Source organism: Nocardioides sp., from assembly GCF_004803405.1.
GTDB classification, from domain to species: domain Bacteria; phylum Actinomycetota; class Actinomycetes; order Propionibacteriales; family Nocardioidaceae; genus Nocardioides; species Nocardioides vastitatis.
Window position 1 is genome coordinate 19,922 of sequence record NZ_SSXI01000026.1, and the last position, 16,883, is coordinate 36,804.

Consider the following 16,883-nt stretch of genomic DNA (forward strand, 5'->3'; position numbering starts at 1 on the left):
CCCCTACGTCATGCGGTCCGCTGTCGCCGTACACTCGTCGGCGTGTCCGTGCTCCCCGACGACAACCTCCGCTGGCGCTGCGGCGGCTGCGGCAACCTGACCAGGTTCGACGTGTCCCGCAGTCGGCAGACCACGGAGTACTGGCACTTCGACCTGGCGGGCGACCACCGGATCGAGCAGACCGAGGTGCTCGGCGAGACCGTCGAGTCGGTTCGCTGCCGGTGGTGCGGCCGCGACGACACCATCGAGCTGGTCGCGCGCGCCGACGCCTGAGACCTCGGCGCGGCCACTGTGTCGGACCCCGCTGTCAACCTCGTTCCATGACGACGAGAATCGACTGCGACACGTGCGTGGTGCGCGGTCTCGCATGCCACGACTGCGTGGTGACCGTGCTGCTCGGGCCGCCGCCCGAGCTGGTGATCGACGACGAGGAGCTGCGCGCGCTCGGTGCCTTGGCCGAGGGCGGGCTCGTGCCTCCGCTGCGCCTGGTGCGGCCGGTGGACACACCGCACGTGGAGTCCGCGTGACCCGAGGTGCCGGAGTGGTTGGAGTGAGTCCTGTGACTCATGTGACTGATGATCGGACCCCTTCGTGCCCAACACGCAAGGGAGGGTTTGGTGCGCTCGGCGCGGCCGATTAGTCTGCTCGCTCAGGTGTCTGTGGAAGTGGATCGACCGATCCGCGCAGGCATCGCGTCGAGTTCGGATCTCCTCGGGGGTCCGGAGCCGGGGACCCAACCACTTCTGGGGTGAATCCCGCTCGAGGCGCGACCGCGGCAGTCCGACCGGACTGTCGCCGGCGCGAGGAGGGCGGGTAGGGCAAGTCGTGCCCGAACCCGTCAGCTCACCCGGTAGGCGTACGACACCCAGAGGAGACCGCCAGCTCGTGCTGAACGGCCGGACCCGTACCACCGCAGCGCTCGCATCGCTCGCCCTCGCGGCATCCATCGGACTCTCCCTGAGCGCCCCCACCAGCCCCGCGCATGCCGAGCCGGACATCGACACCGTCCGGGACCGCGTGGAGCGTCTCTACCACGAGGCCGAGCAGGCCTCGGAGCGGTACAACGACGCCAGGCTCGAGCTCGCCGAGCTCAACGAGGAGGTCGACTCGCTCGAGGCCGACCAGGCCCGCCAGGGCGACGCCCTCGAGGGCGTCCGGTCCGATGTCCGGGACTCGATCATCCAGCGGTACCAGAGCGGCGGCCTCGGCCCCGCCGGTGAGCTGCTCGCCTCGGACTCCGAGGGCTTCCTCGACCAGCTCTCGACCCTGTCGACCATCGACGGACTCCAGGACTCGCTCCTGTCGGACTACGACAACGAGCTCGAGGCCTACGACATCCGCAAGGACCAGACCGAGCAGCGTCGCAACGACGTCGCCGACCTCCAGGCCAAGCTGGCCGAGGAGAAGGAGACGGCCGACTCCAAGCTCGAGGAGGCCGAGGAGCTCCTCTCGCGGCTCGAGGAGGAGGAGCGCGAGGCGATCCTCTCCCGTGACGGCGGCATGCGTGCCCCGGACGCGGCGTCCATTCCCGCGTCGGGCCGGGCGGCCGTCGCGGTCAGGTACGCCCTCGCGCAGGTCGGCGACTCCTACGTCTACGGCGCTGCCGGTCCGAACGCGTTCGACTGCTCCGGTCTGACGATGATGGCCTGGGGCCAGGCCGGCGTCGGCCTGCCGCACTCCTCAAGCGCGCAGTACGGCAGCGGAGCCCGGGTCTCGCAGAGCGAGCTGCAGCCCGGTGACCTCGTCTTCTACTACAGCCCGATCAGCCACGTCGGCATCTACATCGGCAACGGCATGATCGTCCACGCTGCGAACCCGGGCTCGGGTGTGCGGGTGGCTGCGGTGAACTCGATGCCGTACACCGGAGCGGTCCGGCCTGGGTGAACCGCCGGGCCGCCCCGACGATCCTGCTGCTCGCCGCCGCGCTGCTGGCCGGCGGCTGCTCGGCCGACGACTATGTCGCGCCACCACCGCCCCAACAGGGGAGCGAGGTGGCGCCCGCGGCCGCCGGCGACACCATCCAGGCCCTCCAGAAGGCCATCCAGACCGACGATGCCACCGCGGCCGGTGAGCTCGGCGCCGATGTCGAGGCCACCGAGCGGCTCGCTGCGATCGCGAAGAACGCGACCGCGCTCGGCCTCACGGACATCACCTTCCGTTACGTGGCCGAGACGGGCAGCACGAGCGACGACGGCGTCTGGGACGGCATGGTCGCCGTGACCTGGCGCCACGAAGGCTTCGACGAGGCGTCCGCCCGGGTGGAGATTCCGTTCTCCTTCGCCGAGGCGGGCGACCGGATCGCCGGCGTCGGCGGTCAGCGTCATCGGCTCCCGGTCTGGCTCTCCGGAGCGGTCAGCGTCCGTCGTACGGCCGGGACAGTGGTGTTCGGTCCCGTGCCCGCCACAGAGCTGGCGCGGTACGCCCGCTGGGCGCGCGTCGCCGCAACAGATGTCCGCGGCATCCTCCGGCGGCGGGCGCGGCTCGTGGTGGAGGTGCCTCCCGACGCCGCAGCGCTGCACCACGCGCTGGACGCCGCGCGAGGAGAGTACGACGCGATCGCCGCCGTCACGGCGCCGGTGGACGGGTCCAGCGCCCCGGGCAGCCCGGTCCACGTCTTTCTCAACCCCACCGTCTTCGGCGACCTCGAACCTGTCGCCGCTCAAGTGGTGATGACCCACGAGACCGTCCACGCGGTCACGGGTGCCGCGCTGGCGCGGCGCGGCCCGTTGTGGCTGGTGGAGGGATTCGCCGACTACATCGCGCTGCGTGACGTGGACCTGCCGCTGAGCCGGACAGCCGGGCAGATCATCGCTCAGATCCGACGGGACGGACTCCCCGGGGCGCTGCCGTCTGCGACCGACTTCGACACCGGCAGCAGCCACCTCGGAGCCGCCTACGAAGCGGCGTGGCTGGTGTGCGTGACCCTTGCCGAGAGAAGCGGTGGGGCCGCCTTGGTCGGCCTCTACGACGCCGTCCTCGGCGGGGCGAGTCTCGATGCCGAGCTGCGCACGCGGTTCGGGTGGAGCGAAGCCGACCTGACGGCGGCCTGGCGGGCCCGGCTGGCCGTCGCGGCCGGCGTGTCAGAGTAGGGCCGTGGAACCCGGCCCCCCTGCTGACGCCCGTCGGGTCGCGCTGGGGACGCTCCTGATCGGTATCGCCGGGTTCGTGCTCGTCGCGATGGCGCGGGTGCCGTGGGAGCCGGTGCCGGGCGGTCTGCCGGACCCCGTCGCGGCCGCCACCGTCTTCTCGCCCGAAGAGATCGAGCGTGCCGAGCACTTCTCCCGATGGGCACGGGCCTGGAGCTGGTCCTCGCTGGTGGCATCCCTCGCGGTCGCCTGCTGGCTGGGCTTCGGTCGCCGGGGCCGCGCCCTCGCCGAGGTGATGCGCGGGCCGTGGTGGCTGCGGATCGTCCTGGTGGTCACGGCGCTGACGCTGATCGGACGCGTGGTGACACTGCCGTTCGGGATCGCCCTGCGCCAGCTACGGCTGGACGAGGGCCTCGCAGCCGGCAGCTGGACGGCGTGGAGCATCGACCTGGCCAAGGGGGAGCTGGTCGCCATCGCGTCGACGTCGATCGCGCTGGTGGCCCTGGTGGGTTGTGCGCGCCGATGGCCACGGGCCTGGCCGGCGGTCGCGGGCGCGGGCCTGGCCGCCCTCGTGGTCGTAGGATCCTTCGGCTACCCGCTGGTGGTGGAGCCTCTGTTCAACCGGTTCGAGCCGCTGCAGGAAGGCGCTCTTCGGACAGCGGTGCTCGAGCTCGCCGAGAAGGAGGGGGTGGCGGTCGACGACGTCCTGGTCGCGGACGCATCACGGCGTACGACGACCCTGAATGCCTACGTCTCCGGCTTCGGCCACACCCGTCGCGTGGTGCTCTACGACAACCTGGTCCAGGACACCCCGGAGGACGAGGCGCTCTCGGTGGTGGCGCACGAGCTGGCGCACGCGAAGCACGGCGACGTGGTCACCGGGACCGCGCTGGGTGCGGCAGGTGCCTTCGTGGGCATCGGGCTGCTCGGGGTGCTGCTCCCGGGCCGTGGGCGGCGGGTGGGTGGCAACCGCCCGATAGCGGGGGTCGCGGATATCCGTTCCGTGCCGCCCGTCCTGGCGCTCGCGGCGATCGCGATGCTGCTGTCGGCGCCGGCGCAGAGCGCCGTGAGCCGGCAGCTGGAGCTGCGGGCAGACCAGACGGCGCTGGAGGCGACGAAGAGCCCGGAGGCGTTCGTCGGTCTCCAACGCCGTCTGGCACTGCGATCCCAGGCCGACCCCACACCTCCGGCGTGGTCGCAGTGGTGGTTCGGCTCTCATCCGACCGTGCTCGAGCGGATCGCGCTCGCTCAGCGCTGACGGGCCTCGCGCAGGTTCACCAGGAGCTGGCGGTCTCGTAGAGCTCCGCGACGTTGGGGCCCAGGAGCAGTACTCCACCGACGACGACCGCCGCAATCAGGAAGACCAGCAAGGCGTACTCGATCGCGGACGCTCCGCGTTCGTGCGGGGCTCCATCGCAACGGATCACGGCTGCGGGCTCTCCTGTGAAATGCAGGACGGCCGCGTCACAGGGTTGCGACGCGGCCGTCCCGACGGCTCGAACGGATCAGTCGATGCTGCTGTTGACGTCGGTGAAGGCGCCCTTGATGGTGTCACCGAGCGTGAACACGACGGCCACGATGGCGGCGGCGATGAGGGCGACCAGGAGGCCGTACTCGACGGCGGTCGCGCCACGCTCCTCCATCTTGGTCAGGCGGGCGTTCAGCAGGATGTTGAGGTACTGGATCATCGGGGTGCTCCTATGGCGTGTCTTGCAGTGTCCCCGGGGCGTATTCCCCGATGAGGAAAGCCTGCCTGATCCGCACGACCCACGGATCGGGAGTTCGACTCGATGCCCGTAGTCATTTGGGACTAAGGCGCCGCCGTGATCGGCGACGGGCGACTCAGCGAGCCGACGGCTGGACGGTCGAGAGCAGCCCGATCCGCATCGCGGTCACCAACGCCTGGGCTCGGTTCGCAGCGCCCAGCTTCTGGTAGATCCGGGCGATGTGGGACTTGGTCGTCGACTCGGAGAGGTAGAGCTTCTGCCCGATCGCGGCAGCGTTGAGGCCCTCCGCCAGCAGCAAAAGCACGTCGTGCTCGCGCTCGGTGAGTGCGGTGGACTCAGCCGACTGGCGTCGCATCATGGCTCCGACGAGGCCGGCGCACACGAAGGCCTTGGGGGAGACTGCCGAGTGCCGGGCCGTCTTGATCACCTCCGTGGACGGGGCGTCCTTGCCGACGAACCCGGACGCGCCCGCCTGCATCGCGGCGAAGATCTGCTCGTCACCCGAGTGCATGGTCAGCACGATCAACCCGACGGTGTCGCTCTCCTTGCGGATCGTGCGCACCACGTCGAGGCCGGTCCCGTCCTGCATCTGGAGATCGGTGACGACGACGTCGGGCTTGAGCTCGCGATAGCGCGCGATGCCCTCCTCGACCGACCCCGCCGTGCCGACCACGTCCAGGTCGTCCTCCATGTCGAGCACTGCGCCGAGCCCGCTGCGAATCAGCTCGTGGTCGTCGATCAGCAGAACCCTGATGGTGTCGCTCATCGCTTCTCCTCCGTGGTCGGGGCGTTCTTGGCGGCCTTCGGAGCGCGTGGCGCCTTGAGTGACACCGAGACCGTGAGGCCCCGACTGGCGTTGTCGCGAACCACGAGTTCCGCACCGATCAGTCTCGCACGCTCGCGCATGATCTTCAGCCCGTGCGAGTCGGTGCGGGCGCGTTGCAGGCCGACTCCGTTGTCGGTGATGGTGATGAGCGCCTCGGGTGCGTACACCTGGCATCTCACGTCGATCGCCGTGGCCCGAGCGTGCTTGACCGCGTTGTTCATGGCTTCCTGGGCGATCCGGAAGAGCTCGGCCTCGACCTCCGGCCGGAGTCGCTGAGGCTGCTCGTCCAGACGCACCCGGATCGGGATGCCCGACGACTCCGAGAGGTGTCGGGCAACACCGCTGATCGCGCCGCCCAGGCTCTCGTTCTCCCCGATGCTGGTGCGCAGGTTCATCACCGAGCGCCGGACCTCCCCGACGACCGTGGAGACCCGCTCGCGGAGCAGGGCGAGGTACTTGGCCTGCTGCTCGTCCGCGGGACGCGCGGCGAGGGCGTCGATGATGTACCCGAGGGAGGCGATGTCCTGCGCGACGCCGTCGTGCATCTCGCGGGCCAGGCGGTTTCGCTCGTCAGCCGTTGCCGCGTCCCGGAACTGTGCGAACAGCAGTGCCGCATCCAGCTTGACTGCGCAGTCGGCCAGGTCGTGAGCGAGGTTCCCGAGGGACAGCCGCCGGTCGCCGTCCGACGCGGCCGGGCGCAGGCCGGCGACGATGGCCTGGTCGGTGACCCGGAAGGCGAAGCCCTGTCCGATCTGGACGGTGCCGGCGTCACCCTTCCCGAGGCCGCGGACATCGCAGGCCAGCGTCTCGCACGCGGCGGAGTCGCCCGGCTCGAGCTCGATCGTGGAGGCCACCGGCGTCAGGTCGTCGCCCCGCGGCACGTAGAGCACGAGGCCCCGGTTGGGAATCCGGTCGCTGACCCGGCTGAGCAGCTCTCCGCCGAGCGCACCCACGTCGAGCCCGGAGCTGAGGCTTCCGGAGAGGTCGAGCAGCTGCTTGAGGTGCTGTTGGGCGTCGCGGTAGGGCGCGAGGGGGTCTGCCCCCCGGTCCGAGGAGAACGTCACACCGGCGATCAGGCTCAGGCCGACGCCCGCCATCACCCAGGTGAAGATCGAGACGCTCTGCTCGCCCGTCAGGCGCTCCCACCACATCAGCCCCAGAGCCACGACCGCGATCAGCTCGACCAGCACCGTTCGAGCCATCGTGCGCATGCCGGCGACCGCCGTCGCGTAAAGCGGTGGCACGACCAGGGCGGCCAGGATCGAGGGGGCGTAGACCATACCGACCGCACAGATCGCGCCGACGGTCGCTGCCTCCGTCGACGGACGCATCGACAGATCGAGATCCCGCCTGATCGCGGTGATGCCCTGGTAGATCCACACGGCAGTGAGCGCGAGCAGGGCCAGTAGGCCCTCTCCCTGACGGAACCAGAGGATCGGACCGCCGATCGCGAGCAGCGCGAAGAACCGCGCGGCTCCGACCACGGCGTACGTCTGGCTACTGGGCATGTACCGAGCCTAGGCCCCCGTCAGCCCGTTCCGCCGAAGCTGTCGATGGCGCCGAGGACCGCCGGCCCCATCACGACGACGAACAGGCAGGGGAGGATGAAGAGAATCAGGGGCAGCATGATCTTCACCGGGACCTGCTGCGCCCTCTCCTCGGCATACTGTCGACGCTTGGTGCGGATCTCCGTGGCCTGCACCCGCAGCACCTGGCCGATCGGGATGCCGAAGGCGTCAGCCTGCACCATGGAGCCGACGAACGTGTGCAGCTCATCGACGTTGCTCCGTTCGCCCATGGCGCGCATGGCGTCCGAGCGTCCCATCCCGAGCTGCATCTCCCTCAGGACGCGCGAGAACTCCTCGGCGAGCGGACCGTCGGTGTTGCGCGCGACCTGCTGGACGGCGGCGTCGAAGCCGAGTCCTGCCTCGACGCTGATCGTGAGCAGGTCGACCGCATCGGCGAGAGTGCGCCTGAGCTTGTCCGCCCGCTTCGCGGCACGCTGATGGAGGAAGAGGTCGGGAGCGGAGAATCCCGCTACCAGGGCGAGGATCACGAGAAGTGCGAGCCAGGTGACGCCGAGTCCGACGACGAGGCCATATGCGAGGGCGCAGATCGGAAAACCGGCCGCGCAGACGACCTTCGTGGAGATGACCCGATCGACGGTCCATCCGGTCGGATTGCCCGCCAGGTCCAGCTTGCGACGGATCCGCTCCGCCTTGTCGCCCCCAGTCAGACGACGGCCCAGACCGAGGGCTCGCTGCTGCAGCGGCTCCAGGACGCGGTCGGCGAACGAGCGATCCGCATCCTCCGCCAGCTCACGGCCGGAGCTGCCGTGCTGATCCAGCGCGTGGAGCGCCCGCGCCAGGCCGGTCGGCGCCTCCTCCCTGACGAGTGCGGCGCTGAGCGCTGCGAGGGCGCCGACGATGAGCACGAACGCGAGGAGCAGCAGCATCACACGTCCACCTTCACCATTCGGGACATCCAGAAGACGCCGATCAGCATCCAGACACTGCCTCCGATGCTCAGCACCAGGCCTCGGGCATCCGTCACGAGCGGCGCGAGGAAGGATCGATTGGTGAGGAACAGATAGAGCGCGAACACCGGAGGAAGACCGCACAGAATCATCGCCGAGAGCCGTCCTTCGGCGGACAGGGAGCGCACCTGGCGGCGGAGGTAGGCACGCTCCCGCATCGTCGACGCGACGGTCGTCAGCAGCTCGGCGAGGTTTCCACCGACCTGGCGCTGGATTCGGATCGCCATGACACTCCAGGCGAAGTCCTTGCTCTGGAACCGGTCAGCGACGCCCTCGAAGGCGTCTTCGAGCGGCATGCCGATCCGCGCCTCGACGAGCACCCGCTTGAACTCCGACGCGATCGGCTCGGGACCCTCGCGGACGACGGTGTCGATCGCCTGGGCGAGGGAGAGGCCGGCGCTCAGGGCTCCGGCAATCAGCTGGAGCACCTCGGGCAGGGCAGCGTCGAATGCACGACGGCGCCGGCTCGTCCGGAACCGGAGGTAGATGGGTGGCAGGAAGACGCCTGCCACCAGGAACAGGAGACCGACGAGGATGCTGCCCTTCCCGAGCAGGAGTCCAACGGCTCCTGCGCCGAACACGACGGCGACGTGAACCAGCAACCACTCCGACGGCTTGAACTCGCTGCCGGCAGCCGCGAGTCGGCGCATGAGTCTCTCGTTCAGGCCGCTGTTCCGCTCCAGGACGCCGGCGGCCGCGGCCCTCGCCTGGTCCATCACCGGCTCCGTGGGCGGCTTTGCCAGCGATCGCTCGGCCGAGCCCGATGTCCGGGCGCTGTAGGCCTCGACACGCTCGGCGATGGTCATCGGGCCCGGGGCACGAGGAACCAGGAGGACGGCCGCCGAGACGAGGCCGATCGCGGACACCCCGATACCCACGTAGAGCAGCCAGCCCGGCACCGCCCAGCCGGCTGGACTGTCGAGCGTCGGAAGGACGTCGACCGCGTCCGTCGACGACGCCTCCTGAATGGACGCCAACGCGCGAGCCACGACGGGCTCGCCGGCGGTGGGCAGGATGACCTCGACGGTTGCCTCACGTGCGTCGAAGTCGCTCGGCAAGGGCGCGGTGATAAGGACCTGGCCCGCAAGGAGATCGGCCTGCGTGCGGAACGCCTCCGCCAGCGCCGGGCCGGTGGACTCGATGACGCGGCCGTTCCCGGCATCGGCCATGGCACGCAGTGGTGCGAGGGCCTTGCCGGACTGGCCGAGGCTGACCACGTCCACGAGGGTCTCGGTCGACTCGATCACGCCCGTGACGTCATCGAGCGTGGCCGACCCGCCGGTGTCCGACCCGTCGGAGAGCAGGAGAACGGTTCGCTGACCGTCCTCCCCGGCTGCGTCCACAGCGGCGGACACTCCGTCGTAGAGCAACGTGTCGCGTCGCAGGTCCAGGCTGTTGATGACCGCGCGGGCAGCGTCACGGTCGGTCGTGGGGCTGAGCGCCACCGCCACCTCGCTGTCGAACGTCACCACGCCGACCTCGACGTCTCGTGGGACGCTGTCGAGGTAGATGCCGGCCGCATCCTTGGCGGCTGCGAAGCGGCCGCTGCGAGCCATGGAACGGCTGGTGTCGATGGCGAGGATCGTCACCCGCTTCACCGAGGAGACCGTGCCGGCAGCAGACGCCGTCGCGTTGAGCGATCCGCCGTCGAGCGTCGCGGAGACGCCGGCGAGGTCGACCTCCACGCCGGGCGGGACGTTGACGAGGACGCGCAGGTCCTCGCCCGACGACTCGACATGGGTGATCGTGCCGTCCTCGGCGGAAGCCGCAGCAGCGGGAAGCAGCACCGCCGCGACCAACGCGGCGAAGAGGAGGAACAGCCGACGCGCAGCCATCACACCTGGTCCGTTCGGAAGGTCATCGGGTCGACCGAGACGTTGGCGTAGGCCAGCTTCTCGATGAACTTCGGCCGCAGACCCGTCGAGCGCAGGCGGCCGAGCACACGGCCGTTCTCGTCGAAGCCCGCGGTGTTGTCGAAGACGAAGATGTCTTGGAGGGTGATGACGTCGCCCTCCATCCGCTCCACCTCGGTGATGTGCGTGATCCGCCTGGTGCCGTCCTTGAAGCGGGTCTGGTGCACGATCAGGTCCACGGCGGAGGCCACCTGCTCGCGAATGGCGCGGATCGGTAGGTCCATACCGGCCATCAGCACCATCGTCTCCATGCGCGCCAGTGCGTCCCGGGGACCGTTGGAGTGCAGGGTGCAGATCGAGCCGTCGTGACCGGTGTTCATCGCCTGGAGCATGTCGAGCGCCGAGGCGTCACGGACCTCGCCGACGACGATGCGGTCCGGCCGCATCCGCAGGCTGTTGCGGACCAGGTCGCGGATGGTGACCGCGCCCTTGCCCTCGATGTTGGCCGGCCGGGACTCCAACCGGACCACGTGGTCCTGCTTGAGCTGAAGCTCCGCGGCGTCCTCGATCGTGACGATTCGCTCGTCGGTCGGGATGAACGACGAGAGCACGTTGAGCGTGGTCGTCTTGCCCGCGCCAGTTCCGCCCGAGACGATGACGTTGAGGCGGCCCCGGACGCACGCGTCGAGGAAGTCGGCGGTCTGCGGAGTGAGTGACCCGAAGTTGATCAAGTCCTGCACCGTGAGCGGGTCCGCCGAGAACTTGCGGATCGTGAGCGCTGAGCCATCGACCGCCAGCGGCGGGACGATGGCGTTGACCCGGCTGCCGTCGGGAAGGCGGGCATCGACCATCGGCGAGGACTCGTCCACGCGACGGCCGATCCGCGACACGATCTTGTCGATCGTGCGGCGCAGGTGAGCCTCGTCGGTGAAGTGGGCGTCGGCCTTCATCAGCCGGCCGTTCTTCTCCAGCCAGACGTCGGGGCCGTTGACCATGACCTCGGAGACCTCAGGATCGCGGAGGTACGGATCGATCGGTCCGTAGCCGAGGATGTCGTCGGTGATCTCGAGGGTCACCCGGGAGCGGTCCGCCGCGCTCAACGGGCGGTCCTGCGAGCCGAGCACCTCGGAGAGAACGTTGCGTACGGTCTGGTCCAGCTCCTGCTGGTCCATGTCGGCGTCGTAGAGGTGCGGACCGAGCCTCTTCAGAAGCTCGGCGTGGACGCTCGCTTTGAGCTCCTCGATCCGGTCGGCCTCCTGGCTGACCAGCGCTCGCCGGGAGGCCGGACGGCTGTCGGGGCCGACCGCAGGGGCGCGCGCCGAGAGCGGCCCGGAGGTCTGCCCCGTTGCGGGATGCTCGGTCTCGTCTGCCCTGGCCGAGCCGCCAGCGGTGTCGGCCTGGGGTTCCAGATCGGCCGTCCCGGCGGGCTTGTCCCTGGCGGTACCCGCTTCACCACGGGCGGCGGCGAGGCGGTCGGAGAGCGTCGACATCAGGCCCTCCCGCGGCGGAAGAGGCCACGCGACCGCGGCTGCCCGAAGCTCTCACCGGCGGTCTGGCGTGGCATCGGATCGCCGGCCAGAGTGGACGCCAGCTGCGCGTAGGCGAGGCTCGCCGGATGGCTCGGCTTGTGGGCCACGATCGGTGTGCCGGCGTTCGTCGAAGCGGCGATCTCGACCGCGGTCGCGACCTGTGAGGCCACAGGCATCCCCAGGATGCTCTCCACCTTCTCGACGCTGATGCCGACCGCATCGTCGGCACGGTTGAGGAGGAGGTGGCGGTGGCCCCGCGCGATGTTGAGCATGTCCATGGTCTCCAGTGCGACCTTGACGTTCTTCAGCGTCGGCACGTCGAGAGTGGCCACGACGACGCACTCATCCGTCTCGTCGAGTGCGGTCAGCGTCGCGTCGTCGAAGGACGGTGCCGTGTCGACCACGATGTAGTCGAAGCCCTCGCGCAGGGCACGTAGGATCCGTGAGATCAGCAGCGGGGTGACCCGCTCTCGCACGTCCGGGTGGGACGGCGCCGCGAGGACTGTGATGGAGTCCTGGTGGCGAGTCATCAAGCCCTCGAGCATTTCGAGGTCCACCGAGTCCTCGGACCCGACGGCCTGCTCGATGGAGTGCGTCGGGAAGAGCTGCATCGTGATCGCGACGTCGCCGAAGCCGAGGTCGAGGTCGACGAGGCACACCCTGCGTGCGCCACGATCGGTGAGCGCGAGCGCCAGGTTGACCGAGGATGTCGTCTTGCCCACGCCTCCCTTGGGGGAGAAGACCGTGACGACCCGGCCCTGCTGGCGTGCACCCTCGGGACCGCGTAGGGCCTGAAACAGCTGCTGGGCGCGCTCGACGGCATTCGTCAGGCCCTTCTCGTCGCCGTTCTCCACCACGACGTCACGGACACCGGCGTGCATCGCCCGCGTGAGCACATCGGTGTCGAACCGCTCGCGGACGAGCACGACGCTGACGGTCGGACGGCTGATCCGGAGATCCTCCGTGGTTGCCAGGGCGGTCTCGAGCGGGATCGAGGACCCGAGCGCGACGACGTACTCCTCGGGGTGCTGGTCGAGCCAGGCATACGCGCGGTCGATCGACGCGACCGCGTGGGAACCGGCGGGCATCGCGGTGAGCAACCTCTCCACGACCGACTGGTCCTGTTCCACTAGAACCGGCATGGCGACCTCACTGCGGTGCACCGCCCGAGCCTGAGCAGCTCGGGCGCACCTTGCTCGCGGAGTTGAGGAGCGCAACCGAGAGCTCGCCGTCCCGCTTGGCGTCCTCGAGTGCTTGGAAGTCGACCTGCGTCAGCGCGATGGTGAGCGGCGGCGCCTTGGCCACCTCGCTGGTCGCGTCCTGGTCCTCGGCCTCGTTGGCCAGCTCGGCACCCACGGCCACGACCGTGACCCGCGGCAGGAGCAGGCAGGTCCGCTCGTTCTCGCCGGTGGCGAAGATCGCAACCTCCGACCCGGGCAGGATGAAGGCGCCGAGAGGGAGGTTGAAGTCCTCGGTCTTGGTCAGCATTCCGCTCGGGATCGGCAGCGCCGCGACGTCGAGCGGGTCGCCGGCGCCACCGAACTTGGCCGGGATCAGCTGCTCCCCGGGATGGATCGTGGTCAGCGCGATCTTGCCGCGCAGTGGGTCGGCGTCCTGGCCGGCGCCGTCGAGGAGCTGGGCCCGTGCGATGCGCTTGAGCGTGACCTTGCCGCCCTTGAGGGCATCGTCGAAGCTTTCGCCAGGGTTGATCTTCTGTGATGCGGTCAGCACCTTGACGGTGTCGAACTTCTCGGCTGCCCGTGTCTCCGCCCCTTGGGCGTAGACGAAGACGAGCGCGACACCCAGCGCAGCGATCATCGCAGCCACGACGAGCAGCAACCTACGACGGTCCACTTCAGAGCCCTCCCGCTCCCCATGTACCGGCAGGCCCACCTCTGGGACCTCGCCAGCGAACAACTCCGAAACTCGCGCGTCGACCCTCCCAAGCGTCAGCGCACGGTGAGACTATCGGTCGGTCTGCGGGGAAAGTGATTGAAATCGTGAAATCAGCAGGACCCGGACCCGGCCACCGGGGGACGGAAGCGCCTCGATCGCCTCACTGGTAGATCGCGGCGATCTCGTCCCGGCACTCGCGCAGGACGACGTTCCGCTTCAGCTTCAGGCTCGGGGTGACCTGACCGGCCTCCTCGGTCCAGTCCGCGGGGAGGATCGTGAACTTCCGGATCGACTCGGCCTTGGAGACGGTTTTGTTCGCGTCGTCGATGACGAGCTGGATCTCGGCGCGCAGGTCGTCGTCGTCGGCCAGGTCCGCGACACTGCCGGACTTGCCATGCTGCTCGGCCCAGGCGGGAAGGGCCTCCTCGTCGATCGTGACGAGGGCGCCGATGAACGGCTGGCCGTCTCCCACGACCAGGCACTGGCTGACCAGCGGATGGGCGCGGACCCGGTCCTCTAGCACCGCCGGAGCGACGTTCTTGCCGCCGGCAGTGACCAGGATCTCCTTCTTCCGGCCGGTGATCCGGACGAAGCCCTCGTCGTCGACCTCGCCCACGTCACCGGAGTGGAACCAGCCGTCGACGTCGAGCGCCTCCGCCGTCGCCGCGGGATCGTTCCAGTATCCCGTGAACACCTGGCCCCCGCGGAACAGCAGCTCACCGTCGTCCGCCACCCGCACGGCGACCCCGGGGAGCGGACGGCCGACGGTGCCGACCTTCTGAGCGTCAGGCAGGTTCACGGTCAGTGCCGCGGTGGTCTCGGTGAGCCCGTAGCCCTCGAGCACGGTCAGGCCGATGCCGCGATAGAAGTGACCGAGGCGGTCCCCGAGCGGCGCACCACCGGAGACGGCGTACTCGCACTGGCCCCCGAGCGCCCCGCGCAGCTTGCCGTAGACCAGCCTCGAGAACACGGCGTGCTGCGCCCGCACCCGCACGGGCACCCGGCTGCCGTCGAGCGCGCGCGAGTAGGCGATGGCCACCTCGGCGGCTCGGTCGAAGATCCGGCCCTTCCCGTCGGCCGCCGCCCGCTGGGAGGCGGTGTTGAAGACCTTCTCGAAGACCCGCGGCACCGCGAGGATGAAGGTCGGCTTGAAGGTGCTCAGCTGGGGCAGGAGGTTCTTGATGTCCGAGCTGTGACCCAGCCGGGTCCGAGACTTCACGCAGCCGACCTGGATGATGCGGGCGAAGACGTGCGCGAGCGGCAGGAAGAGCAGCGTCGACGCGCCCTCGACGTCGAACAGTCGCTCGAGCTCGGCGACGGCCACGCGCAGCTCGGTCTCGAAGTTGCCGTGCGTCAACATGCAGCCCTTGGGTCGACCGGTGGTCCCCGACGTGTAGATCAGGGTCGCCAGGTCCGCCGGACCAGCCTTCCTGCGGCGGTTCTCGAGGTCGTCGTCGGAGACGGCGGTGCCGAGGCCGGTGAGCAGGCCGACGGCGTCGTCCTCGAGCGTCCAGACCTGCGCGAGGTCGTTCGGGCCGTCTCGGACGGCCGTCACCCGCGCCAGGTGGCTCCGGTCCTCCCCGATCACTGCCTTCGCGCCCGAGTCGGAGAGGATCCAGCGGATCTGCTCCTCGGAGGAGCTCTCGTAGATCGGCACCGTCGCTGCGCCCGCGAACCAGACCGCGTAGTCGAGCAGCGTCCACTCGTACCGCGTCCGGGAGATCACCGCGACCCGGTCGCCGCGCTCGATCCCGGCCGCGATGAGCCCCTTCGCGACGGCCGAGACCTCGGCGAGGAACTCGGCGCAGCTGACGTCGTACCAACCGCCCTCGGAGTCCGGGCGGCTGAACTGCGGCGCGTCAGGAGCCTCCGAGGCGTTGCGCACGACATCGTCGGTCAGGTTGCCGGTCGTCGGGATCTCAACGGTCTGCGGGGTGGAGTACTCGCGCACGGTCGAAGGCTACCGGTGGGTTCGGTTTCGGGTCCGGTAGCCTGCGCGCATGGCCGAACAGACGTCTTCGTCGATCGTCGTCGACGCGCCCGCCACGGACGTGATGGGCGTCATCGCCGACTTCGCGGCCTACCCGCAGTGGGCGAAGGGCGTCACGGTCGCCGAGGTCCGGGAGACCTACGACGACAGCGACACCGCGGCCCGCGGCCGCGCGCGCAGGGTGTTCTTCGCGCTCGACGTGTCCCCGATCAAGGACGAGTACACGCTCGCCTACGAGTGGGAAGGCGACCGGCAGGTCACCTGGACGCTCGTCGAGGGCAAGATGCTCAAGTCCCTCGACGGTGCCTACGTGCTGCGCGAGACCAGCCCCACCTCCACCGAGGTCACCTACCGGCTGTCGCTCGACGTCTCGATCCCGCTGATCGGGATGCTCAAGCGCAAGGGCGAGAAGATCCTGATCGACACGGCGCTCAAGGGTCTGAAGAAGCGCGTCGAGTCCGGCGCCTGAGGGCGCACGGAGGCAGACGTGCGGATCGTCCTGTTCACCGGCAAGGGCGGCGTCGGGAAGTCGACCGTCGCCGCCGGGACTGCCGCGCTCGCAGCGTCCCGCGGGATGCGCACGCTCGTGATCTCCACCGATGCTGCCCACTCGCTCGCCGATGCCTACGGCGCCTTCGGCACCCGCTCCGCCGAGCCGACCGAGGTGGGGCCGTCCCTGTTCCTCCAGCAGGTCGACGCCCAACTGCGCTTCGAGCAGTCCTGGGCCGACATCCAGCGCTACCTCCTCTCCGTGCTCGACGCGGTGGGGATGGACCCCGTGGCCGCCGAGGAGATGACGGTGATCCCCGGCGCTGAGGAGGTCCTGGCGCTGCTGGAGCTGCGACAGCACGCCCGCTCGGGGAAGTGGGACGTGATCGTGGTCGACTGCGCCCCGACCGCGGAGACGCTGCGGCTGCTGGCTCTGCCCGAGGCGCTCGGCTGGTATCTCGAGCGATTGCTGCCGATCCAGCGACGGCTGGTCAAGGCACTGCGTCCGGTCCTCAACCGCGCCGCTGGCGTGCCGATGCCCGGCGACGCCGTGTTCGACGCGATCACACGGCTGCACGGCGAGCTCGACGAGGTCCACGCGCTGCTGTCCGGGGCGGACGCAAGCGTCCGCCTGGTGCTCACCCCGGAGCAGGTCGTGCTGGCCGAGGCCCGGCGGGCCTTCACCAGCCTCTGCCTCTTCGGCTACCGCGTCGACGGAGTGATCGCCAACCGCATCTTCCCGACCCTCGCCGCAGACGAGTGGCGATCCGGCTGGGTCGCCGCCCAGGAGTCCGTGTTGGCCGAGGTCACCCAGTCCTTCGCCGGACTGCCGATCTGGCGCTCGGAGTACCAGCCGGCGGAGCCGATGGGCGTCGACGCGCTCGCCGACCTCGCGGCCGCGCTGTACGGCGACGACGACCCGCTCGCCGCGCCGGCCGGCGCCGGCCCGTT

General features: G+C 69.8%; 17 protein-coding genes and 1 riboswitch. Of the genes, 7 read left to right on the forward strand and 10 right to left on the reverse strand.

Annotation, left to right across the window (positions count from 1 at the left end):
* The first annotated feature begins 42 nt into the window (after positions 1–42).
* The 5 genes from E7Z54_RS02035 to E7Z54_RS02055 all read left to right on the forward strand — a co-directional run bounded on the left by E7Z54_RS02035 (position 43) and on the right by E7Z54_RS02055 (position 4,344).
* Positions 43–273, forward strand: a complete 231-nt coding sequence (locus E7Z54_RS02035; protein WP_136431311.1) for a hypothetical protein — start codon at positions 43–45, stop codon at positions 271–273.
* Positions 274–320: 47 nt separating this feature from the next.
* Positions 321–527 carry a hypothetical protein gene (locus E7Z54_RS02040; protein ID WP_136431313.1) on the forward strand — a complete coding sequence of 69 codons (207 nt, stop codon included), beginning with the start codon at positions 321–323 and terminating at the stop codon, positions 525–527.
* A gap of 191 nt (positions 528–718) precedes the next feature.
* Positions 719–853, forward strand: a riboswitch (cyclic di-AMP (ydaO/yuaA leader).
* A 32-nt stretch (positions 854–885) separates the two neighbouring features.
* A complete protein-coding gene (locus E7Z54_RS02045) occupies positions 886–1,884 on the forward strand; it encodes a C40 family peptidase (protein WP_136431315.1) in 999 nt (332 codons plus the stop codon).
* Positions 1,881–3,089: a hypothetical protein gene (locus E7Z54_RS02050; protein WP_136431317.1), complete on the forward strand. Its 1,209-nt coding sequence runs from the start codon at positions 1,881–1,883 to the stop codon at positions 3,087–3,089. The genes E7Z54_RS02045 and E7Z54_RS02050 overlap by 4 nt, the downstream gene beginning before the upstream one ends.
* 4 nt (positions 3,090–3,093) lie before the next feature.
* Positions 3,094–4,344 (forward strand): M48 family metallopeptidase, encoded by a 1,251-nt coding sequence (locus E7Z54_RS02055; RefSeq protein WP_240769471.1) that lies wholly within the window; start codon positions 3,094–3,096, stop codon positions 4,342–4,344.
* A gap of 16 nt (positions 4,345–4,360) precedes the next feature.
* On the opposite strand, the gene E7Z54_RS02060 is transcribed toward E7Z54_RS02055, so the two are convergent.
* From E7Z54_RS02060 to E7Z54_RS02105, 10 genes are all read right to left on the reverse strand, one after another.
* Positions 4,361–4,513 (reverse strand): Flp family type IVb pilin, encoded by a 153-nt coding sequence (locus E7Z54_RS02060; protein ID WP_136431319.1) that lies wholly within the window; start codon positions 4,511–4,513, stop codon positions 4,361–4,363.
* A 78-nt stretch (positions 4,514–4,591) separates the two neighbouring features.
* On the reverse strand, positions 4,592–4,774 hold the full coding sequence (locus tag E7Z54_RS02065; protein ID WP_136431321.1) for a Flp family type IVb pilin: 183 nt from the start codon (positions 4,772–4,774) through the stop codon (positions 4,592–4,594).
* Between the two features lie 154 nt (positions 4,775–4,928).
* Complete coding sequence (locus E7Z54_RS02070; RefSeq protein WP_136431323.1) at positions 4,929–5,579, reverse strand: response regulator; 651 nt, start codon at positions 5,577–5,579, stop codon at positions 4,929–4,931.
* On the reverse strand, positions 5,576–7,147 hold the full coding sequence (locus E7Z54_RS02075) for a sensor histidine kinase (protein WP_136431325.1): 1,572 nt from the start codon (positions 7,145–7,147) through the stop codon (positions 5,576–5,578). The genes E7Z54_RS02070 and E7Z54_RS02075 overlap by 4 nt, the downstream gene beginning before the upstream one ends.
* A 20-nt stretch (positions 7,148–7,167) precedes the next feature.
* Positions 7,168–8,094 (reverse strand): type II secretion system F family protein, encoded by a 927-nt coding sequence (locus E7Z54_RS02080; protein ID WP_136431327.1) that lies wholly within the window; start codon positions 8,092–8,094, stop codon positions 7,168–7,170.
* Entirely contained in the window at positions 8,094–10,010 is a 1,917-nt protein-coding gene (locus E7Z54_RS02085) for a type II secretion system F family protein (protein ID WP_136431328.1), read from the reverse strand. Before E7Z54_RS02085 ends, E7Z54_RS02080 begins: the two co-directional genes overlap by 1 nt.
* Positions 10,010–11,518 carry a CpaF family protein gene (locus E7Z54_RS02090; RefSeq protein WP_136431330.1) on the reverse strand — a complete coding sequence of 503 codons (1,509 nt, stop codon included), beginning with the start codon at positions 11,516–11,518 and terminating at the stop codon, positions 10,010–10,012. The genes E7Z54_RS02085 and E7Z54_RS02090 overlap by 1 nt, the downstream gene beginning before the upstream one ends.
* Complete coding sequence (locus E7Z54_RS02095; protein WP_136431332.1) at positions 11,518–12,699, reverse strand: AAA family ATPase; 1,182 nt, start codon at positions 12,697–12,699, stop codon at positions 11,518–11,520. The genes E7Z54_RS02090 and E7Z54_RS02095 overlap by 1 nt, the downstream gene beginning before the upstream one ends.
* 7 nt (positions 12,700–12,706) lie before the next feature.
* Positions 12,707–13,375, reverse strand: a complete 669-nt coding sequence (gene cpaB / locus E7Z54_RS02100) for a Flp pilus assembly protein CpaB (protein ID WP_240769473.1) — start codon at positions 13,373–13,375, stop codon at positions 12,707–12,709.
* Between the two features lie 238 nt (positions 13,376–13,613).
* Positions 13,614–15,404, reverse strand: a complete 1,791-nt coding sequence (locus E7Z54_RS02105; protein WP_136431336.1) for an AMP-dependent synthetase/ligase — start codon at positions 15,402–15,404, stop codon at positions 13,614–13,616.
* Between the two features lie 49 nt (positions 15,405–15,453).
* Here E7Z54_RS02105 and E7Z54_RS02110 point away from each other — a divergent pair, with 49 nt between their 5' ends.
* Both E7Z54_RS02110 and E7Z54_RS02115 read left to right on the forward strand, forming a co-directional pair.
* Entirely contained in the window at positions 15,454–15,912 is a 459-nt protein-coding gene (locus tag E7Z54_RS02110) for an SRPBCC family protein (protein WP_136431338.1), read from the forward strand.
* Between the two features lie 18 nt (positions 15,913–15,930).
* On the forward strand, positions 15,931–16,883 hold a 953-nt coding region (locus E7Z54_RS02115; RefSeq protein WP_136431340.1), incomplete at its 3' end, for an ArsA family ATPase.

What these genes read in the sequence shown, in the direction of transcription:
- E7Z54_RS02065 (WP_136431321.1), bottom strand. Translation starts at nt 4,774, where the DNA reads ATGATCCAGTACCTCAACATCCTGCTGAACGCCCGCCTGACCAAGATG.
- E7Z54_RS02080 (WP_136431327.1), bottom strand. Translation starts at nt 8,094, where the DNA reads ATGCTGCTGCTCCTCGCGTTCGTGCTCATCGTCGGCGCCCTCGCAGCG.
- E7Z54_RS02085 (WP_136431328.1), bottom strand. Translation starts at nt 10,010, where the DNA reads ATGGCTGCGCGTCGGCTGTTCCTCCTCTTCGCCGCGTTGGTCGCGGCG.
- E7Z54_RS02110 (WP_136431338.1), top strand. Translation starts at nt 15,454, where the DNA reads ATGGCCGAACAGACGTCTTCGTCGATCGTCGTCGACGCGCCCGCCACG.
- E7Z54_RS02040 (WP_136431313.1), top strand. Translation starts at nt 321, where the DNA reads ATGACGACGAGAATCGACTGCGACACGTGCGTGGTGCGCGGTCTCGCA.
- E7Z54_RS02070 (WP_136431323.1), bottom strand. Translation starts at nt 5,579, where the DNA reads ATGAGCGACACCATCAGGGTTCTGCTGATCGACGACCACGAGCTGATT.
- E7Z54_RS02090 (WP_136431330.1), bottom strand. Translation starts at nt 11,518, where the DNA reads ATGTCGACGCTCTCCGACCGCCTCGCCGCCGCCCGTGGTGAAGCGGGT.
- E7Z54_RS02075 (WP_136431325.1), bottom strand. Translation starts at nt 7,147, where the DNA reads ATGCCCAGTAGCCAGACGTACGCCGTGGTCGGAGCCGCGCGGTTCTTC.
- cpaB (WP_240769473.1), bottom strand. Translation starts at nt 13,375, where the DNA reads ATGATCGCTGCGCTGGGTGTCGCGCTCGTCTTCGTCTACGCCCAAGGG.
- E7Z54_RS02095 (WP_136431332.1), bottom strand. Translation starts at nt 12,699, where the DNA reads ATGCCGGTTCTAGTGGAACAGGACCAGTCGGTCGTGGAGAGGTTGCTC.